Source organism: Litorivita pollutaquae (genome assembly GCF_003205515.1).
Classification (GTDB): domain Bacteria; phylum Pseudomonadota; class Alphaproteobacteria; order Rhodobacterales; family Rhodobacteraceae; genus Litorivita; species Litorivita pollutaquae.
This window is the reverse complement of sequence record NZ_KZ826495.1, coordinates 1-19,964: the sequence shown is the minus strand read 5'-3', so window position 1 is coordinate 19,964 and position 19,964 is coordinate 1. Positions and strand designations below refer to the sequence as shown.

The following is a 19,964-nucleotide window of genomic DNA, read 5'->3' as shown; positions in this document are numbered from 1 at the left end:
TGTGTTTTTGGCCGCGTGGGTTAGGTGTTCGCACGCTCCGAGCGCAGGCCTTTGTAGATGGCAAAGCACATAATCAGCAAAACCACGGTAAAGGGCAGGCCGGTTGAAATCACCATGGATTGCAGCGATTTCAGGCCTCCGGCAGAGAGCAGCAATACAATCGCCACCGCGCCTTCGAAGATGCACCAAAATACCCGCTGCGGCACCGGTGCGTCGACCTTGCCGCCCGCCGTGATGGTATCAATGACCAAAGATCCCGAATCCGACGAGGTCACAAAAAACACGATGACCAGAACGATCCCGATGAGGGATGTGATCCCCGCCAAGGGCAAAGCCTTGAGCATGGCGAATAGTTGGCGCGGCAATTCGGCTTGCTGCGCGGCGGTGTAGCCATCCTGGACAACCTGCTGGATCGCGACGCCGCCAAAAACACTCATCCAGAGCACGCAAACAAGGCTGGGAATCAACAGAACGCAGATCACAAATTCGCGCACGGTGCGGCCCCGGCTGACGCGGGCAATGAACATGCCGACGAAGGGCGACCAGCTGATCCACCAGGCCCAGTAAAACGAGGTCCAGCCTTGGCTGAAGTTCACATCCTCGCGGGCGATCGGGTTGGACAGCGCCGGAAGGTATTCGATATAGGCAACCAGCGACGAGGCAAAGCCGCTGAGGATTGCCACTGTCGGCCCGACGATGAGGACGAAGGCCAAAAGTAAAAACGCCAGCCCCATGTTCAATTCCGACAGGATCTTCACACCGCCATCAAGCCCGCGCAGAACCGAGATCGTTGCAACCGCCGTGATGCCGGAGATCAACAGCACCTGTCCCGTAGGGCCGATCGGCAGGCCGAACAATTCGTTCAAACCCGCATTGGCCTGTGTCGCGCCAAAGCCAAGCGATGTAGCAAGGCCAAAGAGCGTGGCAAACACCGCGAGCGTGTCGATAACATGGCCGGGCCAACCCCAGACGCGTTCGCCCAGAATTGGATAAAAAGCCGAGCGGATGGTTAGCGGCAAGCCTTTGTTGTAGCTGAACAAAGCCAAAGCCAACCCGACAACGGCGTAGATGGCCCAAGGGTGTAAACCCCAATGGAAAATCGTTGCGGCCATGCCAAGACGGATTGCCTCGGCTTGGTCGCCGGCGGCGGCGCCCAACGGGGCCCAGTCGCTACGCAGGCCGTCTTCGCCAACGGCGGTTCCGCCCAATGACGTCGAGAAATGCGACAGCGGTTCGGACACGCCGTAGAACATCAATCCGATGCCCATACCCGCCGCGAACAACATCGAAAACCAACCCAAGTAATTGTAATCGGGTGTTGCCTCTGCGCCGCCCAGCCGGACCTTGCCCAGAGGGGTGACGATCAACATCAGGCAAAACAGCACAAAGATATTCGCCGATGTCAAAAAGAACCAATCAAAGCCTTTTGTCACAGACGAAAACAGCCAGCTGAACACGCCGCCTGCTTGATCGGGTAATGCCAGTGTATAGAATACAAAGGCGACGATGCTCAGCCCCGAAATCGCGAAAACCGGATTGTGAATATCAAAACCAAAAGGGCCGACTGCGCCCTCATGGTTGTCTTGGCCGATGGTGTAATCGGTCTCGATTACATCCGCCGCGCCGTCCGGAGATGGAATCCCCGGTGTCGACACATCTGTCATCAGATGTCCTCCTTATTGTCCGCACATTTTTTCACCTTAGGCTATTGGGAGCAAAACGGCCACCGTCCGGCTGAAATCAGAAAATACAGCGGCCCTTTGGCCAAACGCATCGTGGCCAAGCGCATTTTTGAAAGACTTGGTGACGGATGTGGATTCGATGTGGGCCCGATGTTGTTCGAGCCGGCCAAAGAATGCGCCTACCATTGCACCAGAAGCAAAGTACCCTCATGCTGACGGGTCAGGGGGTGGTATCTTCGAGAGGCCAGATCGGCAAAATACCTATATGTCGTCGGACCCGTCATCCGATGGCGCGTTATGTGGGGGCGACGGCGGATCCAGCCCGAACGCATTGCCTGTGAGTGCTCGAAAGTAGCGCTATCGGTTGCGGAACTCAGAACGGGTATTTTCGAGCGTAAGCTTGCCGTCCGCAATTCAACCTTTTGCAAACTCAGCAAGCGGCGGTTCGCCCCCCTCGCGAAAAACTTCACTCCATCAGTCGAAAAAGGTGAGTTGCGAGTGTTCATAGCCACTGTTTCACCTCCTCAAGCCTGTCCCATTGGCGCTGACACTACTACTTACTACATTGTTCTAGGAGATCCGATCCAAGCGGTTTTGAGATTGCGCAATGATGCGATAATATCCCAACACGGTTAGATTTTGGCGGCCCCGGAAGGACTTGAACCCTCAACCTCGGACTTAGAAGGTCCTTGCTCTATCCAGTTGAGCTACGGAGCCGCTGAAAGCAGTCTGTAAAACAGTCCGCGATATTTTACTACTTGCTAAGCGTCTTTATTTCAAAGCGAAATTTACACTTGACCCACCGATTAGAAGACGGATGTTCTATCCAGCTGAGCTAAGGGGCATGCGGCGCGCGCCGACGTTTAAATGACGGATGCCCAGTGGGCAAGATTATCCCTTTGCTTTTTGCGTCAGATGCTTGACCACGGCGCATCGGTTCACCTACGTCTAGACTATGAAAATCACAACTTTCACGCCTATGATGTCATGGCGCTACAAGGCGCCTAGGCGCTGACATCAGACAGTATCAATTGCCGAGCAGTGGTCAGCCTGCGGATCAGCGCAATACCCACAGCATCTGGACGAAATTCGGCCGTTCGCTTCAGTCCTATAGTCAACCTTCTTTGGTGCAGTAAATGTTATAAAGCAGCGGCATGAAAGCCGACAGGTCCAAGAAAATTGTGAGGGAACAACCCGAGCATTGGCGCAGTATTAATGCAAAACGGCCCCCTGATTACAGGAGGCCGCTTGCGAGTTGGCTTTGCGTCCGAAGGATCAGCGCACGACAAATTCGGCGTGCAGCGCACCGGCGGCTTTGATGCTTTTGAGGATATCGATCATGTCGCGCGGCGAAACGCCAAGTGCGTTCAAACCCGAGATCACTTCGGAAAGAGAGGTGCCGGGGCGCACTTCGGCCAATCCGATGCCGGGTTCCTCCTGGATTTGCGCATCGGTGCGCGGCACCACAACGGTTTGCCCGTCCGAGAAGGGGTTGGGTTGTACCACGATGGGTTTTTCCTCGATTTTCAAGGTCAGGTTGCCTTGGGAGACAGCCACGCGGCTGATCCTGACGTCGGCGCCCATGACGATGGTGCCGGAGGCCTGATCAACGACGACGCGGGCTTTGCGTTCGGGTTCGACAAGGATGTTTTCGACGCGGCCAAGAGCATGGGCGGGTGAAGGCATGCGTGTGGCCGTGATATCAAGCCGCACGGTTCCCGCATCAAGCATCACCGCAACGCCGCGGCCGAAATCGCGGTTGATCGCTTTTTCGATGCGGCCTGCTGTGGTGAAATCCGGCTCGCGCAGGGCCAAGCGCAGAGAATTGAGCGCGGTGAAGTCAAAAGCGATTTCGCGTTCAACCCGTGCGCCCGAGGGGATCACGCCCGCCGTGGGTACCCCTTGAACCACGCCGCCCGCATCGCCTTGTGCCGAGACGCCACCGGCGATGATCGTGCCTTGGGCCACAGCGTAAATCTGCCCATCGGCGGCGTTCAGAGGGGTCATCACCAATGTTCCGCCGAGCAGGCTTTTGGCATCACCGATCGCCGAAACGGTGATGTCGATTTTGCCGCCGGCGCGCGCAAAGGGCGGCAAGGATGCGGTGACCAGAACCGCCGCGACGTTCTTGGGGCGGAATTGTTCGCCGGTGACATTGACGCCGAGCCGTTCGAGAATATTGGACATGATCTCTTCGGTGAAGGGCGCATTGCGCAACCCGTCGCCGGTGCCGTTCAAGCCCACGACAAGACCATATCCGACCAGATCGTTGCCGCGCACACCGTCGAATTCGACCAAATCCTTGATCCGGATCGGGCTGGCGTTGGCGAGCAGCGGTGCCAGAGCGACGGCAACCAAAAAGGCGCCGAGCAGGCGGGTGAGGCTGCGAAACGTGATCATTACATGTAATCCATCAATGACAGGCGCGACATGCGCACCGTGAGCGTGTAGAGCGTTTCAAGCTGGTGTTGTGCATTTTCCAACTTGGTCGCGGTCTCATAGGGGTCGATGCCGATCAATTCGCCCCTGGCGTATTCGAGGCTGGATTTTTCCGAGGCCACGCGGACCTTGCTTTCTTCAATCCGCGCTTCGGCGTAGCCCAGATCGGAGCGGATCGCGGTCAGCCCCGATTGCGCGGTCAGCAACTCTTCGCCCGACATCCGCAGCAAATCCAATTGTGTGGTGCTGGGATACCCGAGGGTGGTGTCGCTGGCCAAGGCCGCCTTGGCGGTGGATTTGAGCAGGTCCCGAAACCCTTGCGCATCGGCACGCAGATCAAGATTGACACTCTCGCCTTCGCCCAAGAGGAAGGGCGACATGCTTGTGGTCGCGCCTTGGTAGGCGGAGGTTTCGAAGCCGCCACCGGGCGTGTCGAAGTAATCGTCCAAAACCGTGTCGATATCGCCCACGGTAACGGCACCTGCCATTGTCAGGGCGCTGCGTAATTCGTCGAGTATTTCGTCGCCACTGATCAGAGGCGATTTGTCCACTTCGACACCGGAAAACAGTGCGCGGCCGGCGACATTGGTGTTCAACGCGCTGACGATGGATTGCAATTGCGTGCGCGCATCGCCCGAGGCGCTGGTGAGCACCGAGGGGATCGATGAACTGGACACCATCACCAGATCCGCAGCCAGATCAGAGGTCTGTTCTTGTACGGTTTCCAAAGACGCCTGCATGGCGCCGGTGAAAATACCTGCTTCGCCGGTTGCAGTCTCATAGCCTTTGAGCAGGGTCATGCCGCGCTCGATCTCGTTGAGATAGCTGTAATTGCCACCAAGGTGTTCGGAGACATCTGCGGTGCGCCCTGACGCCAGTTCTTCGGTCAACTGGGTCAGGTTCTGTTTGATGTCAACGTTCTGGCGGCGCAGCATGAAGTGCGCGGCCATATCGCCTATGGTCATTTGGGACATGGGTTATAGCCTCAACAGGTTTTGCATCAACTCGTCGACCGTTTCGATCATCCGCGCATTGGCGGCATAGGCCTGTTCGATGAGCATCAAGCGTTGCATTTCATAGTCGGAATCGACGCCGTTCTGGAGTTCCATGGTTTTGAGCTCGTTGAACTGCGTGCTGGCGAATGTCATTTGGGTTTCCATGACCTGCCGGTCGAACCCGACAGAGGACAGCAGGCTGGACGCCAGGCCAGAGGAGGAGCGTGCGGCGCTGCCAAAGTCACCGGACGCGGGGGTGCGCAGGGCGCTCATGGTGGTGCTCAAATCTTGCAAGAGGCTGGCATCCCCCAAGGGTCCGGCGGAGACCGCACCCAACCCGTCACGGATACGCCATGAGCCGCCGCCCGCAGAGGCATCCACTGCGGCATTGATTTCCAGCCTCCCTGCGAGGCCAATCTCATCCGCCACCACGAATGCCGCGCCTTGGTCAGTGAACAGGCCGGCGTCGCCGGGCGCGCGGGTGGCATCCAATGCCGGATCCTCGAACCGTTCTACAAGATCACGGGCCACCGCATCGATTTGCGCCTGCGCCCCGGTAGAGATTTCGTCGCGGATTTCAAACAGGGCGGCCAGTTTCCCGCCGGCGATGGGCCCGCGATCGTTGTCGGTGCTGACGTCGCGGCCATTGACTTCCAGTCCCGACAGCAAGCCGTTGTCGACCGTCATATGCGGCATGATCACATTTGAGGCGGTGAAGCTGAGCTCGACCGCCGAACTGTCGACCAAAATTGCGCCGCCCGGAGTAAAGAGCGCGACTGCGCCGCGATCCCGGGGGACTTCGCGCACCGGGATAATTTCGGCGATGCTGTCGATGACCGTCTGGCGCAGATCCTCCAGAGAAGCGGTTTCCTTGCCTTGGTGTTGCGCGGCCGAGATCCGCACGTTCAAATCTTGAACCTGTTCCAACGACACATTGAGCCGGTCCACAGTGTCCTTTATTTCGGTGTCGACTTGGCGGCGCATGTCCTGAATGCCATCGGAAATAGTATTGATGGTCTCAGCGACGCTGCTGGCGCGCAGGACGACCTCATCGAGGCGTTCGGTGGATTCAGGGCGCGAGGCGGCAGCGACGAGGCTGCTTTCAAAGACAGCGATGCGCGAGGAGAGCGAATATTCATCTTCCGGGGTCCCAAGCAGCGTTTCCATCCGCGCGAGAAAGTTCGCTGTGGTTTCGGTGTTGCTATATTCTGACGAGGCAAACCGCCGGTCGCTCAACAGGGATTGATTGACATCACGGTTGACGCCGTTGACCTGCACGCCGCCGGCACTGCCGATAACGCTGGAAGATTGCGACAATTCGCGACGGGCATAGCCATCGGTCATGATATTGGACAGGTTGGACGAGACGACCTCGGCGGCGCGAGACGCTGCGGTCAGGCCGGTCAGGGCATTGTTCAAGGCGCCGGAAATGGACATGTCTTGGCCTTTCGGGGTGCGCGAAGCGCAGAAAATTTCGGTAAGTCGGCGCGCGGATCATCCCCGCGCGCCGAAGGTGATTAGTGAATCATCGTTTGATGTTGGTGGTCTCTTGCAACATCTCGTCCACGGTTTGGATGACCTTAGCGTTGGACGAATAGGCGCGCTGAGTCTGGATCATCGCGGTCAATTCACCCGCCACATCGGTGGCCGATTCTTCGCGGGCAAAGGCGACGATATCACCCGTTGGGCCGTCGCCCGCATCCCATAGGAAATAGGATCCGCTTTCGGGAGAAGGCAGGTAGGTTTGATGGTCCAAAGCGACCATGCCGTTCGGATTGGGCAGATCAACCAAGGGCACCTGATAGATCGTGCGGGTGATGCCGGTGTCAAAATAGGCATGCACATAGCCGTTCGCATCGACTTCGACATCGGTCATGTTACCCACCGGTGATCCGTCTTTGCTGATCGAAACCGGGGCGAAGCTGTCGGACAATTGGGTCAGACCGTCCGCATCGCCAAGTTTACCGATATTGATCTCCATCGGGCCGCCGTCCACGTTGACGATGATTGAACCGGTGGCGGAATCATACACACCGCCAGAGGTTGTCGCCACGCTTGCAAGTGTGCCGCCTGCGGTGCGGCTATCTTCAAAGGTCAAAGTGTATTCGCCGATGATGGCCGATCCGGTTGCCGAATCGCGCATGATCATCGTCCATTCGTTCGATGACCCCGTGGCCGGAACGGTGGCGGAGAATTCGATGTTGATGCTTTCGGAGGTGCCAAGGTTGTCAAAGTATTCGACCGACAGCTCCCACGGATCATTTACCGAACCGGCATCGGTATCCGTTGCGGGCAGGTTGAGCCCCAAGGCCATGCTGGTTGTCGGTTCGCCGGAGAATTGGTTCACGTTGATCTGCACGGGCTCCAACCCTTCGGAGGTGTCGCGCGGGAAGGTCGGGATCGACCCATCGGGATTGGCGGGCCACCCCATCAGGACCAAACCGGATTCGGAGCGCAGATAGCCTTCGGCATCGGTGCGGAAGGATCCGGTGGTGGTCAGGAACATTTGCGTTTCGCCATTGGCGACTTCGACTTCGGTCGCCTGCGAAACCGGCAACATACCCCGACCGCGGACCGCCAGATCCGTGGCGTTCGAGGTTGAGACAAGCGCGCCGCGTTCGTCGATCAACCGCTGTGTGGTGGAGCGCACGCCGCCGGCAGAATAGGTGCCGCCGGTCGAGGAAATCACCATCGAGTGGAAATCCGCTTCCATGCGTTTGTAGCCATAGGTGGCCGAATTCGAAATATTGTCTGAGATCGTTGCAAGCCGCGTTGCATTGGCCTGTAGGCCTGCCACACCGGCATTGAGCGAGGAGGAAATAGTCATACGATACGCCTTTCTGCTGTATCAACCCGTTCGTCTGGCATCAGCATTAGGGCGCTTCGCTTAACAGGCGGCTAATAGGTACAATGCAACCTATTTCCGTCCCCGCATGGTGTTGGGTCCGAACTGTCGATTTTTCAACGCGGGACTAAATGAAACTGATTATTTATCAATGTCTTGTTGGTGCGTTGCGGCTGTTCCGGCGGGCGCGGATTCCGCGCGACCTCGGGTCGGGGCCACGTGCCGGCAATTTGATTCGTGCGGCACGGACCGTTCTTATCGCGCGGCAAGAGCGCGCCTGAGTTCCTAAATGTTTTGACGCAGCAAGGTGACCTCAAGCCGGTCGTTGCGGATCGCCATTGTATTTCCCAGCGCCGGTTCACGATCAGCATGGCCGGTGACACGCTGCACACGTTGGCGGTTCATGCCTTGTTTCTCCATCAGCACGCGCATCATGTCGGCGCGTTTGGTCGAAACTTCCCACACTGGATTTTTGGCCAAGACCACGGGTTGGGACCGCACATGCCCTTCGACGGCCACGGGGTTTTCCACCAAGTTGGTGATTTTCGCCAACATGCGCGCGAGGTCTTCCAACAATGCCGTGGGAGAATCGGTTTCGGGGTCAAACAGCGGTGCATTTTCGAGCGAGAACAGTTCGATCACCAAGCCTTCGTCGGTGACGCGGGTGACAATATGTTTGAGCTGTTCCTGCGTCGCCATGCTTTCGCCGCCGCGGCCCATCAATGCATCTTCCATTGCTTTAAAGCTTGCTTCTTCTGCGGCGCGATTCTCGCCGTCCGCCACAACACCACTTTCGCCGCGCGCCTTGGCTTGCGCGGTCGGGCGCAGATTGGTCGCGCCGGTGCCGTTTTTGGGCAAGGTGAATTCCGAGAACACGCTGTCGCCGCCAAAGGCCCCGTCGCCACCGCCAGAGATACGGTTGATCGGGATTGTCGGACTGAAGTAATCCGCGATGCCTTTGCGTTGTTTTTCGGTGGTCGCGTTCAGCAACCACATGAGCAAGAAAAACGCCATCATTGCGGTCACGAAATCCGCATAGGCCACTTTCCACGCGCCGCCGTGATGGCCACCCGCGATGATCTTTTTCCGCTTAATAATTATCGGCGCAACATTGCTTTTTCCGCTCATTTCACCACCTCGTTATTCACCCGAGAACAGAGCTATCAGCGGCGCGCTTACTGGGCGCTTAACATTGTGCTATTGCAGCAGGTTTTAAAAAACAGGCTTTAGTTCAAAGGCGATACACCTTGGCTGCGGTGTCGTGAAAGAGCGCGGTTTTCTCATCTGCGCTGGCCCCCGCAGCGAGCCGTTTGAACGCGTTCCACAGCACCGGATAATCGCAGGATCCGCGATCAACGGGGAAGTTGCTTTCGAACATGCAGCGTTCTGCGCCAAAAAGCTCGATGGTGGTGTCCACAAAGGGCCGCCAGAGCCGGGCCATTTCCCCAGACGAGGGCGGCAGCGGTTGATCATGCAAGTCGAACCCGATCACATCCATCGCCAAGCCGCCCAATTTTATATGGGCGTTGGGGCACGTCGCCAGTTCGGTCATCGAAGCCTTCCAATCGGTGAACACGTCGTCGGATTTTCCGCGATAGGGGCCAACGCCGAGCGGTCCGCCAAAATGATCAAGCACCATCACCGTGTCGGGATAGGCGCGGGCGAGATCGGTAAATTCCGGGATTTGTGGATGATAGAGCCATGCATCATAACTCAACCCATGCGCAGCCAGCTTGGCAAATCCGGCACGAAAATCCTCTTGCATCATCACCCCGGGATCAATGTCGGGCAGGGCGTCGTCAAACCCGGCGTCTACTGCGGTGATGTGGCGAACGCCTTTGAAACGGGAGCTGGCAGCTTTATGTGCCGCCAGAGTTTCGTCCAGAACGTCAGGCTTGGTCAGGTCGGCAAACCCGACGATTCCGGCGCAGGCGTTGACGGAGGGCGCTTTTGTGGCGGCCTGCGCAGCCACGCGCGCGACGGCTTCGGTCTCGCCCACGGGGCGCAAATGCGCCGGCCCACCGGATTTGTGCGACCAACGGCATTGGATGAAAACCGAGGCTTTGATATTATGGCCGGAGGAGAGATCCTCCAGCAGTTCATCGCAAAAATAGGGACCAAGCCGATCCCATAGGTGGTGATGCGGATCGATGACCGGCAGGTCCGGCTCTAGGATGTCTTCACGCAATTTGCCCAGCCATTCCGGCCGGTTCATCACATGCTTCATCATCTCGCGGGGTGGATATGCCATGGGTCTGCTTGCCTTTTTCGCGCCGCATTGCGGGCGCGGTCTTCGGGAGAAGACTGGCATAGGGTCGCGCAGCACGCCAGAAAAATGATAGTCCGTACTGCGGCCGTTTATGGCGCCCCGCCGCCTATTTTGCATATAATGCACCATTCCTGCGCGTGCGCCGGCTGCACGGAGAGGCGCGCGGATGTGACAAGAACCATGGTTGGGGCGCGCGGATCGGATTTGATCTGTTCCAAAATCATCGCCTGCGTTCATCCCCGCCGCCCCGTACGGCCAAGGCAGCAGTTTATGCCAGTCGCTCACGGCCCGGAGCTGCCACTCGACGGAATCCTGCGATATTGCAATTGCTATCCGCTTGGCCTTGGATAGTAGTAAGAAGGAAGGATCGCTCAAATGTCAAAACACTACTGGTTGTTCAAGTCTGAGAAATCTACTTGGTCTTGGGAGGATCAAGTCACGCAGGGCGATGCGGGTGAAGAATGGGATGGCGTTCGCAACTACCAGGCGCGCAATTTCATGCGCGAGATGAAGGTGGGTGACCTCGGCTTCTTTTACCTATCGCAGCGAGATAAAGTGATCGTCGGTATCGTGGAGGTTATTGCCGAAGCGCATCCGGACAGCACGACGGAAGACCCACGCTGGGAATGCGTTAACATTAAAGCGATCCGAAGCTTGCCGACGCCTGTTTCGCTCGATCAGATCAAGGCGGATCCACGTCTCTCGGAAATGGTTTTGGTCAAGAACTCACGCCTTTCGGTTCAGCCTGTAGAAGATGAAGAATGGCGCATCCTGTGCGAGATGGGTGGTCTTGCCTCTGAGCCCGGATAGGGACTGCATTGACGATACCGCGACGGATTGAAAAAGCCACCTGCGGTTGGCACCTCGACTGAGCGCGAACTTCTTGTGATAAGCTCCAGATGGCTTCCTTCGTGTGCTGGTTCACGGCGAGATGGAAATCGTGCAGGTTCCAGATTACGTATTCAAAAAGATGGAAACTGCCCCATAGGTTAGGGGCAGTTTTCGGATCGGTCGTTTTGAAGCGCTCAAGATATTGATCTTCAATCACTTTTAAGTGGTGGGTTCACTATGCTTCCGGCACGTAGAAAAACCGCGATCCCTCACGGCCATTTAACGCCTGACGTTGCGTGCCTCGTAATTGCGGACGCCGTCCCATTCCTCAGCCACCTCGCCTTTGGCCTTTTGATCGGACCAACCCCAAGTGTCAGGTTCGGATTTAAACAACCAATAACGTATCAGCCGATGACCTTGTGCCACTGGGTGAGGGTAACGTTTTCAAACAGCCCCGCGATGGCATAGGGATCATGTTTTGCCCAGCTTTCGGCGGCGCTCATGTCTTCGACATCGAGAATTACCAATGAACCGGCCATCTGACCCTCTGCGTCCAAAAGCGGACCCGCTTGAAGCACCACTCCGGTGTCCTTGATGTAGGCCAGATGGGTATCGCGGTTGTCTTTACGGGTCTGGAGCGCGCCGGGTTTGTCTTTGGCCATAAGGGCGATGAGCATGGTTATTCCTCCTTGAGGGGGCGGTTGAGTAGGTATTGGATTGCTTCGGCGACGCTGGTTCCGCCGCCGGAAATTTCGTGGACCATCTGGCAAATCGGCATGTCGACACCGGTTGTTGTGGCCAATTTGGTGACCGCTTCAGCTGTTTTAACGCCTTCGACGGTGATGTCGGGATCAAAGCGTTCCATCCGCCCCAACGCAAGGCCAAAGCGGTAGTTACGTGATTGTTCCGAGGTGCAGGTCAGCACAAGATCGCCAAAGCCTGACAGGCCGGTCAATGTTTCCGCCCGTGCACCCAAGTGCACCGCAAGGCGGGTCATCTCGGCAAATCCGCGGGTGATCACGGCGGCGCGGGCACTGTCGCCCATGCCCGCGCCAATAGCTGCGCCGCAGGCGATGGCCATGACATTTTTGAGCGCGCCGCCAAGCTCAGCCCCCGTCACATCCGCCGTGCGATACAACCGCAGGCTCGGCGTTGAAAGCTGGTCCTGTAGGGTTTGTGCCGTCGTCTCGTCGGCGCAGGCGAGGGTCAGCGCGGTTGGCAAACCGTGCGCGATGTCTGCGGCGAAGCTCGGGCCGGTGAGAATGGCGGGAATGGCATCCGGCCAATGCTGCGCAAGGATTGCGGCAGGGCCGCGCAGGCTGCGCAGGTCAATGCCCTTGCAACAGGCGACCAGCGCCTTGCCAGCCAGCGGCGCAGAGATCGGCGCAGCAAACGCATCGAGGCTCTGCATCGGCATCGAAAACAGAATCGTGTCGGCACCAAGTGCTTGCTCCAGATCACCGGTCACGGTGACAGCATCGGGCAATCGCACGCCCTGCAGTCGCGGGCTTTCGCGGTGTTTGATCAAAGGCGCGGCTTCACGCGCCCATAGGGTGAGCGGACGGGTTTTCCCGACGGCCACGGCCAGTGCCGTGCCAAATGCACCGCCGCCGAGGATGGCTATGCTCATGCCTTTGCTCCCTTTTTCCCGCTGCCCAGCATTGCAGGCCGATTTTGATCCAAAGGCCAGCGCGGGCGCGCGGCAAGGGTCATGTCATGCCTCACGCCGTCGGCCATCAACGCCGCGCCTGCATAAGCGATCATCGCGGCATTGTCTGTGCACAGGCGCAAAGGCGGGGCGGAAAAGGCAACGCCCATATGGGCGCATAACAGTTCGAGCCCGGTGCGGATGGCGCCATTGGCCGCAACCCCGCCGGCAACGGCCAAAAGCGGCGCTGCAGGTGCTTCTTGCAGATAAAGCGTCAAAGCTCGGCGGGTTTTTTCGGTCAATACATCGGTGATCGCGGCTTGGAAACTGGCGGCGAAATCGGCTTGATCTTGCACCGTCAGCCCGCCGGCATCGGCCACGCGGGCATCGCGGGCGCGTAGAATTGCGGTTTTCAATCCGGAGAAGGACATGTCGCACCCGTCACGATCCAAGAGAGGGCGGGGAAAGCGATGGGCTTTGGGGTTTCCGGATTTGGCGGCAGCCTCGACGGATGGTCCGCCCGGTTGCGGTAGACCCAAGAGCCGCGCAGTTTTGTCAAAGGCTTCGCCGGGCGCATCATCAATGGTGCCGCCAAGGCGGGTAAAATCCTGTGCTCCGCGCACCAGTAAAAATTGGCAATGTCCGCCGGAGACCAAGAGCATCAGATAGGGAAAGGCCACATCATCCGTCAGCCGCGGCGTTAAAGCGTGCCCCGCCAGGTGGTTAACCCCGATCAGCGGCAAGCTGGCACCTGCTGCGATGCCTTTGGCACACATCACGCCGGATAAAACCCCGCCGATCAACCCCGGCCCGGCAGTGACCGCCACGGCGTCAAGATTACCGAGCCCCAGCGCCGCCTGATCCAGAGCGGCCCGCACACAGATGTCGAGCTTTTCAGCATGGGCGCGGGCGGCGATTTCCGGCACCACACCACCAAAATCGCGGTGCAGATCCATTTGTCCTTCCACCACAGATGACAAAATTTCCGCGCCCTGCGGGCCTACGCGGACCACGGCGGCAGCGGTGTCATCACAGCTGCTTTCTATGCCGAGAAGGGTGAGGGGCGAAGCAGGCATCAGCGGTGTCTCTTGCAGGTTGCGCAGGGGCCGCCGGGTGGCGGCGGGAATAATGCCGTTGGCATTGGGCGAACGGGCGGGTGCGGTTGCACGCCATGTGAGGGGCAGGTAACACCTTAGGGCGTTCCAAACAATATCGGCCTGCCATGACTGCTTTGATCCTCCTGACACGGCCCCGCGCGGCTTCTGAGCGATTTGCGCAAGAGGTGCGGCAGAGCCTCGGGCCAGACTGTGCCGAGGTCATGATCGCGCCGTTGGCAGAAATCGCGCCTCGCGGCACCTTGCCGGACATGAGCACCTATCGCGGTGTGGTGTTCACATCGCAAAACGCCGTGGCAACCTATGGAGACGCGGGCGGGCGGACAGATTTGCCTGCCTATTGTGTCGGTGATGCTACGGCACGCGCGGCGGCGGATTTGGGCATGGCAGCGCATTCGGCGCAGGGCGATGCGCAGGCCTTGGTCGCGATGATTTTGCAGGCCCCGGCGCAGGGTCCGTTGCTGCATCTGCGTGGGGCGCAGGGGCGCGGGCGCGTGGCAGAGCGATTGACTGCGGGTGGGCTGATATGCGACGAAGCGATCCTTTACGAACAAAGGGATGTGGCTATAAGTGCAGAACATAAGGCCCTTTTAGCCGAACATCGCACGCAGGACGGTCCGATCATCGCGCCCGTTTTTTCGCCCCTCGGCGCGGCGCGTTTGGCACGGATCGGGGATTTTATGCCGACGGTTTGGGTTTTGGCGATCAGTGACGCTGCCGCATCGGGGCTTGGGGATTTTACGCCAGACCGGCTTTTGGTGGCGGATGTGCCAGACAGGAATGCGATGTTAGACGGACTAAAGAGACTGAGTGACGCAGCTGCGCGCCTTGAGGGTCGTCGCCCCGCGCATTAGGCTAACACAGCACAGATAAATGTATTTTCGAGAATCAGAGGTCGGATCAGGTGGCAAAATCCAGCAAACCCAGCAGCAAGAGCACCGCGACAGCCCGCAATACTACCGAAAAACCGGCAGATGCCGAGGCGAAAGCGGCTGTGCCGGAGGTGGACGCAGGGGAGCGGGACACTGCCAATACCACGGGTTCAGCGGCCAAAATTGAGGCCGTTAACAAGGCGATCAAGGCCGATTCTTCGAAAGGCACCGGCACACCGGCGGCGGAAAAACCGGCAAAAACGTCGGACCGGAGCGTTGCAACCGCTGCTGATCCGAACGAAACACCACCTAAAGACACCGCGAAAGCGGCGGCTGAAAAGATCGGGCAAGATGTGGGGGCGGAACCGTCTGATGATGAGACCTCTGGCCCGCTGGCGTCAGATCCGGCGGCTTCAGGGACCGCTTCTCAGCCAGCATCGGACGACGCAAAAGCCACCGGCGCCGATGAGAAATCCTCGAACGAGGCCAAAGTGACGCAAAAGGGCACCGCGCCGGATCGTGTCGATCTTGATGCTGCGGATGCCGCATTGGCGCCAGAGGCGGCATCGGAGTTGCCGGTGGGGGTCGCCGTGTCCGATCCTGCGCGCGGGGCGGGCGGATTTTTCCCTGCCTTGCTTGGCGGTGTTATCGCGGCGGGCATCGGGTTTGGCGCGGCCTATGCTTGGTTAGATGCGCCTGCGCCGGATACGGCTGCGCTTGATGCGCTGCGCAAGGATGTGTCGGCATTGCAATCCGCCCCTGCGCCGCAAAGTGACACGACCGCGTTGGAAACCGGATTGACCGAAGTGCGAGAGATCGCCGCCGCTGCGGGCACGCAGATATCGGCGCTGTCGGATCGGGTGACGGAACTGGAGGTGCGGTTGACCCAATTGTCCGCTGCGGGCGTGTCGTCATCGCTGTCGCCGGAGGCGGTCAAAGCCTATGAAGCTGAATTGGAGGCGTTGCAGGCCTCGATGTCAGAACAGCGTTCTGCCTTGGAAGCCGCAGCGCAAGCGGCCGCCGATGCGGAGGCCAGCGCCGAAGAGGCCGCCCAAGCCACGCTGGCGCGGGCCGCATTGGCACGGGTGCAGGCCGCATTGGACAGCGGATCGGGATTCGCGCCGGCGCTGGGCGATTTGGAGGCCGCTGGCGTTGATGTGCCAGGCGCGCTGTCATCCCTGGCACGCGATGGCGTGCCGACCATGGCGGGGTTACGCGATGAATTCCCCGCGGCCGCACGCGCCGCACTCGCGCAGGCGCGCAAGGATGCCGGACCGGATGCCGGTGCGGGCCTGACCAGTTTCCTCAAAGCGCAACTTGGCGCACGGTCTTTGGAACCGCGCGAAGGCGACGACCCGGATGCGATTTTGTCGCGCGCAGAATCGGCGCTTGAGGCAGGACATTTGAACGATACATTGGCCGAAATCGCGGCCCTGCCGGAAACGGCACGGGCCCGGATGAGCGGATGGCTTTCTGCTGCGCAGATGCGGCTTGATGCGGTGGCGGCAGCGAATGCGCTGGCGCAAGACCTGAACCAGAATTGAGGATAACGTCATGCTGTGGTCGGTGGTAAAAATTATTCTATTCGTGGCCCTTGTGGCGGCGGCGACCCTGGGCGCATCGGCGCTTTTGGATATGCAAGGCGGGGTTCGCATTGCTTTGGGTGGGATCGAATTGAACCTCACGCCGCTCAAAGCGGTGCTGGCGATGATCGTTCTGGTGGCTTTGGTCTGGGTGTTGCTCAAGCTGGTGTCATTTGCGGTGGCGCTGCTCAAATTCATCAACGGGGACGAGACGGCCTTGACCCGCTATTTCGACCGCAACCGTGAACGCAAGGGGTTCGAGGCCCTGTCTGAGGGCGTGATGGCTTTGGCCTCCGGAGAGGGCAATGTGGCCATGGCCAAGGCCGCGAAGGCGGAAAAATACCTGCGCAAGCCGGAATTGACCAACCTGATTACCGCGCAGGCTGCGGAAATGGTTGGCGATACCCGCAAGGCCGAGACCGTTTACAAACGCCTGCTGGCGGATGATCGCACGCGTTTTGTCGGGGTGCGCGGGATCATGAAGCAAAAGCTCGCCACCGGAGACATGGAGACGGCGCGCAAATTGGCGGAAAAAGCGCATGCGCTGAAACCCAAACATGCCGAAACGCAGGACACATTGTTACAATTGCAAGCCCGCGCCCAGGATTGGGCAGGCGCCCGCGCAACCCTGCGCACGAAATTGAAATACGGCACCCTGCCGCGCGATGTGCACCAACGCCGCGATGCGGTTCTGGCGCTTTCCGAGGCTAAGGATATCCTGAATGAGGGCAATGATATTTCGGCCCGCGAGGCCGCGATCGAGGCCAACCGCCTCTCTCCGGATTTGATCCCCGCCGCTGTTATGGCCGCGCGCGGGTATATCGAACAGGGCAAGCCACGCTACGCGGTGCGGGTGATCAAAAAGGCATGGGATGCGCAGCCGCACCCGGATTTGGCCGCCGCTTTTGCCGCGATTGAACCCGAAGAGACGCCGCAGGCACGGATCAAACGGTTTGGCCAATTGGCCAAGATCAAGCCCGACCACCGCGAGACCAAATTGTTGATGGCGGAACTGAACATTGCCGCCGAAGATTTTCCTGCGGCGCGCCGTGCGTTGGGGGATCTTGTGGAAACTGCGCCGGATGCGCGGGTGTTGACCATCATGGCAGCGATTGATCGCGGCGAAGGTGCATCCGATGCCGTGGTGCGCGGGTGGCTCACCCGTGCGCTGAGCGCGCCGCGCGGGCCGCAATGGGTTTGCGAGAACTGTAATCATGTGCATGGCGAATGGATGCCGGTGTGCGATCAATGCCAAGGCGTGGACACGTTGACTTGGAGATCCCCGAAAGAGAGCGAAATCATGGGCGCGGCGGGCGCGACAATGTTGCCGTTGATCGTGGGTGCGCTCGAGGATCATTCGGAGGCCGAAGACATCGTCGATGCCGAAGAAGTGCCGGAGAGCGAAGCGCCCGACGTATCGCCCAAGGGTGACGCGGATCGAACCTCCGGTGCAGAAGCCGAGGGCAGCGCGGACGATAGCGATGTTTTCGAAGCGGAAATCCTACCGGGCAAAGCCTGACCCGCGCGCAGATTTTGCTTTTACGCCGCAGATCACGGTGGTAAAGCGCTGTCCACAAGGGGCCAGGCGCCCCAAGGCCGCTGTAGCTCAGATGGTAGAGCACGTCATTCGTAATGATGGGGTCGGGGGTTCGAGTCCCTTCAGCGGCACCATAGAATTCTTCTAAAGCCATGCTTATAAATGAATAAAGTGGAATGAAGCTTCTATAAATCCACCTCTCCATCCTCCTTTGAGCTTTTTGATTTCGGCGTCGGACGCTTGTCCGGCGCGAGCCATGCGCGCGCGAGGCAGCTTTAGCGGCTAAAGGCTCAGTATTTTGCGCATATGAAGCCGAAGGCAGATACGTTCCATGATGGTTTCGGCGATCATGTCATGGAGGCCGAGGAGGATGAGAACGCTTTGAACGACGGTCTCTGGTTCCTTCCGGCTCAAGTCGATGAAACCCAGATGATGCACCTCCCGCGTCACGGGTAGAACAACCCGATAACGCGGCCATCGATGACTGGGCAAAGGCGGTAGGAGCTTATCTGCGCGTCTCGCAAGGGAGCCGGACGCTTGGGTGCACGGGACGATCGGTTGGCTCGCGGCCTGAAGGCTGGCGGCATAGACCGGCTCTGATCGAGTCGGAAGACCTTAGCTGGTTTGCGGGTGATCGGGTGAGCCCCGAACGGCGGGCATTTTTGGTATCTAATGCAACCGTTCCCTATGGAAGCGCTGCCCTCGGAAAGGGGGCGCCGGTCTCCCGTTCGCGGAACAAAGCAGTCTCACCCGACCCGAGGCTGTCGATCTTTCGAACGACTAAAAGCTTGAAATAGCCTTCTATTGGCCGCCGCGTAGTCCGCAATCGAATGGGTGAAAACAGGTTGGCGACACCCTCTCAGCCTTTCAAAAGTTCGCCAGCGATGATCAGCTTGCGCACCTCTTGGGTACCCGCGCCAACTTCAAGCACGCGGCCCGTCCGGTAAAGCCGGTTCACTTCGGTATCGCGCATATAGCCGGAACCGCCGTGGATCTGGACGGCCTTGTCGAGCACGAATGACGTCACCTCGGCGGCCTTGAAAATCGCGGCGGCGGTCAGTTTGTGAATCTCGCCGCGTCCGCCTTCGCCCTCTTCCAGACCTTCGCACATGGCAACGGTTTTCAAGGACAGGCTGCGCGCCGCTTCAAGGCGCGTATACATATCCGCCAACATCGCCTGCACCATTTGGAAGCTGGCAATCGGTTTGCCGAACTGCTGGCGCGTCTTGGCGTAATCGATGGAAATATCCAGCGCCCGCTGCGAAATGCCGAGCGCGCTGAAGCTGCCAATCGCGCGTTCAAGATCCAGCCCCGACATCGTGACCGCAACACCGCCGTCCAATTTGCCAACCATGTTTTTGGCCGGCACACGGCAATCTTCGAACACCAATTCGCCGGTGGGCGAGCCGCGGAACCCCATCTTGTTGAGCTTTTGCGCCACTTTAAAGCCGGGCGTATCGGTTTCCACGATAAAGGCAGAAATGCCCTTGGCACCCTTCTCGGGCGAGGTTTTGGCATAGACCAGCACCACATCGGCAATCGGCCCGTTGGTGATATAGATCTTGGCCCCGTTCAGGATGTAATCGTCGCCATCCTTCTTCGCCGTCGTGCGCATCGAGCCAAGCGCATCCGACCCCGCACCGGGTTCGGTCAGGCCCAAAGCCCCGATCAGCGTACCGTTGCACAGCCCCGGCAAATACTTGCGGCGCAACTCGTCATTGGCGTTGCGGTAGATGTTGTTGACGCACAGGTTGTCATGCGCCAGGTGTGTCAATCCGATGGCGGCCGAGGCGCGCGATAGTTCTTGGGTAATGATGCAGGCCGATGTAAAATCCAGCCCGGCACCGCCAAATTCCGGCGGCACGGTCAGGCCCAGATAGCCCATCTCGCCCAGCTTGGGGAAAACCGAGGCGGGCAGATCATCGGTGTCGTCCATTTCCGCGTTCAGATGATGGAACTCGGACATGAAAAACTTGCCGGCCTGATCGGCCAGCGCCTGCTGTTCCTCCGTCATGAAATGGGTCGGAAGGTCGATATCGTTGCGTAATTGCTTGGTCATGGCTGGGTCCTCCCTCAGGCGCGCAAAAGTTCTTCGGCGATGATGATCTTGCGAACTTCGCTGGTGCCCGCCCCGATCTCCAGAAGTTT

The 19,964-nt window shown here is 59.0% G+C and carries 17 protein-coding genes, 2 tRNA genes and 1 pseudogene; 7 read left to right on the top strand and 13 right to left on the bottom strand.

Annotated features, from left to right (window positions below; genetic code table 11):
• Positions 1-20: 20 nt before the first annotated feature.
• The 6 genes from DI396_RS15955 to DI396_RS15925 form a co-directional block, all read right to left on the bottom strand.
• Positions 21-1,664, bottom strand: a complete 1,644-nt coding sequence (locus tag DI396_RS15955) for a BCCT family transporter (protein ID WP_110797389.1) — start codon at positions 1,662-1,664, stop codon at positions 21-23.
• Between the two features lie 658 nt (positions 1,665-2,322).
• A tRNA-Arg gene (locus DI396_RS15945) sits at positions 2,323-2,399 on the bottom strand.
• Between the two features lie 558 nt (positions 2,400-2,957).
• Positions 2,958-4,082 carry a flagellar basal body P-ring protein FlgI gene (locus DI396_RS15940; protein ID WP_110797387.1) on the bottom strand — a complete coding sequence of 375 codons (1,125 nt, stop codon included), beginning with the start codon at positions 4,080-4,082 and terminating at the stop codon, positions 2,958-2,960.
• The gene (locus DI396_RS15935) at positions 4,082-5,095 is read right to left on the bottom strand and encodes a flagellin (protein WP_110797385.1); all 1,014 of its coding nucleotides are present in this window, start codon (positions 5,093-5,095) and stop codon (positions 4,082-4,084) included. Before DI396_RS15935 ends, DI396_RS15940 begins: the two co-directional genes overlap by 1 nt.
• 3 nt (positions 5,096-5,098) lie before the next feature.
• Positions 5,099-6,553, bottom strand: a complete 1,455-nt coding sequence (flgK, locus tag DI396_RS15930) for a flagellar hook-associated protein FlgK (RefSeq protein WP_110797383.1) — start codon at positions 6,551-6,553, stop codon at positions 5,099-5,101.
• An 88-nt stretch (positions 6,554-6,641) separates the two neighbouring features.
• The gene (locus DI396_RS15925; protein ID WP_110797382.1) at positions 6,642-7,943 is read right to left on the bottom strand and encodes a flagellar hook protein FlgE; all 1,302 of its coding nucleotides are present in this window, start codon (positions 7,941-7,943) and stop codon (positions 6,642-6,644) included.
• A 149-nt stretch (positions 7,944-8,092) separates the two neighbouring features.
• Here DI396_RS15925 and DI396_RS16480 point away from each other — a divergent pair, with 149 nt between their 5' ends.
• Positions 8,093-8,242 carry a hypothetical protein gene (locus DI396_RS16480; RefSeq protein ID WP_162617257.1) on the top strand — a complete coding sequence of 50 codons (150 nt, stop codon included), beginning with the start codon at positions 8,093-8,095 and terminating at the stop codon, positions 8,240-8,242.
• Positions 8,243-8,246: 4 nt separating this feature from the next.
• Here DI396_RS16480 and DI396_RS15920 read toward each other — a convergent pair whose 3' ends face one another.
• The gene (locus tag DI396_RS15920; protein WP_110797380.1) at positions 8,247-9,089 is read right to left on the bottom strand and encodes a flagellar motor protein MotB; all 843 of its coding nucleotides are present in this window, start codon (positions 9,087-9,089) and stop codon (positions 8,247-8,249) included.
• A 103-nt stretch (positions 9,090-9,192) separates the two neighbouring features.
• A complete protein-coding gene (locus tag DI396_RS15915; RefSeq protein ID WP_235851913.1) occupies positions 9,193-10,212 on the bottom strand; it encodes an amidohydrolase family protein in 1,020 nt (339 codons plus the stop codon).
• 393 nt (positions 10,213-10,605) lie between these two features.
• Here DI396_RS15915 and DI396_RS15910 point away from each other — a divergent pair, with 393 nt between their 5' ends.
• On the top strand, positions 10,606-11,040 hold the full coding sequence (locus tag DI396_RS15910; protein ID WP_110797379.1) for an EVE domain-containing protein: 435 nt from the start codon (positions 10,606-10,608) through the stop codon (positions 11,038-11,040).
• 303 nt (positions 11,041-11,343) lie between these two features.
• Here DI396_RS15910 and DI396_RS15905 read toward each other — a convergent pair.
• The 4 genes and pseudogenes from DI396_RS15905 to tsaD all read right to left on the bottom strand — a co-directional run.
• A pseudogene (locus tag DI396_RS15905) lies at positions 11,344-11,466 on the bottom strand (EVE domain-containing protein); the annotation flags it as partial.
• The gene (locus DI396_RS15900) at positions 11,466-11,738 is read right to left on the bottom strand and encodes a YciI family protein (protein ID WP_110797377.1); all 273 of its coding nucleotides are present in this window, start codon (positions 11,736-11,738) and stop codon (positions 11,466-11,468) included. The pseudogene DI396_RS15905 and the gene DI396_RS15900, both read right to left, overlap by 1 nt.
• Positions 11,739-11,740: 2 nt before the next feature.
• Positions 11,741-12,691 (bottom strand): NAD(P)H-dependent glycerol-3-phosphate dehydrogenase, encoded by a 951-nt coding sequence (locus DI396_RS15895; RefSeq protein ID WP_110797376.1) that lies wholly within the window; start codon positions 12,689-12,691, stop codon positions 11,741-11,743.
• Entirely contained in the window at positions 12,688-13,785 is a 1,098-nt protein-coding gene (gene tsaD, locus DI396_RS15890; RefSeq protein ID WP_110797374.1) for a tRNA (adenosine(37)-N6)-threonylcarbamoyltransferase complex transferase subunit TsaD, read from the bottom strand. The genes DI396_RS15895 and tsaD overlap by 4 nt, the downstream gene beginning before the upstream one ends.
• Before the next feature lie 146 nt (positions 13,786-13,931).
• Here tsaD and DI396_RS15885 point away from each other — a divergent pair, with 146 nt between their 5' ends.
• From DI396_RS15885 to DI396_RS16475, 5 genes are all read left to right on the top strand, one after another.
• Positions 13,932-14,678, top strand: coding sequence for a uroporphyrinogen-III synthase (locus DI396_RS15885; RefSeq protein WP_110797372.1), 747 nt, complete (start codon positions 13,932-13,934; stop codon positions 14,676-14,678).
• Positions 14,679-14,728: 50 nt separating this feature from the next.
• Positions 14,729-16,240 carry a hypothetical protein gene (locus DI396_RS15880; protein WP_110797371.1) on the top strand — a complete coding sequence of 504 codons (1,512 nt, stop codon included), beginning with the start codon at positions 14,729-14,731 and terminating at the stop codon, positions 16,238-16,240.
• 10 nt (positions 16,241-16,250) lie between these two features.
• On the top strand, positions 16,251-17,798 hold the full coding sequence (locus DI396_RS15875) for a heme biosynthesis protein HemY (RefSeq protein ID WP_110797370.1): 1,548 nt from the start codon (positions 16,251-16,253) through the stop codon (positions 17,796-17,798).
• Positions 17,799-17,874: 76 nt separating this feature from the next.
• Positions 17,875-17,950, top strand: a tRNA-Thr gene (locus tag DI396_RS15870).
• Between the two features lie 172 nt (positions 17,951-18,122).
• Positions 18,123-18,272, top strand: coding sequence for a hypothetical protein (locus DI396_RS16475; RefSeq protein WP_162617256.1), 150 nt, complete (start codon positions 18,123-18,125; stop codon positions 18,270-18,272).
• 403 nt (positions 18,273-18,675) lie between these two features.
• On the opposite strand, the gene DI396_RS15865 is transcribed toward DI396_RS16475, so the two are convergent.
• Positions 18,676-19,875, bottom strand: a complete 1,200-nt coding sequence (locus DI396_RS15865; protein ID WP_110797368.1) for an acyl-CoA dehydrogenase family protein — start codon at positions 19,873-19,875, stop codon at positions 18,676-18,678.
• Positions 19,876-19,964 lie beyond the last annotated feature (89 nt).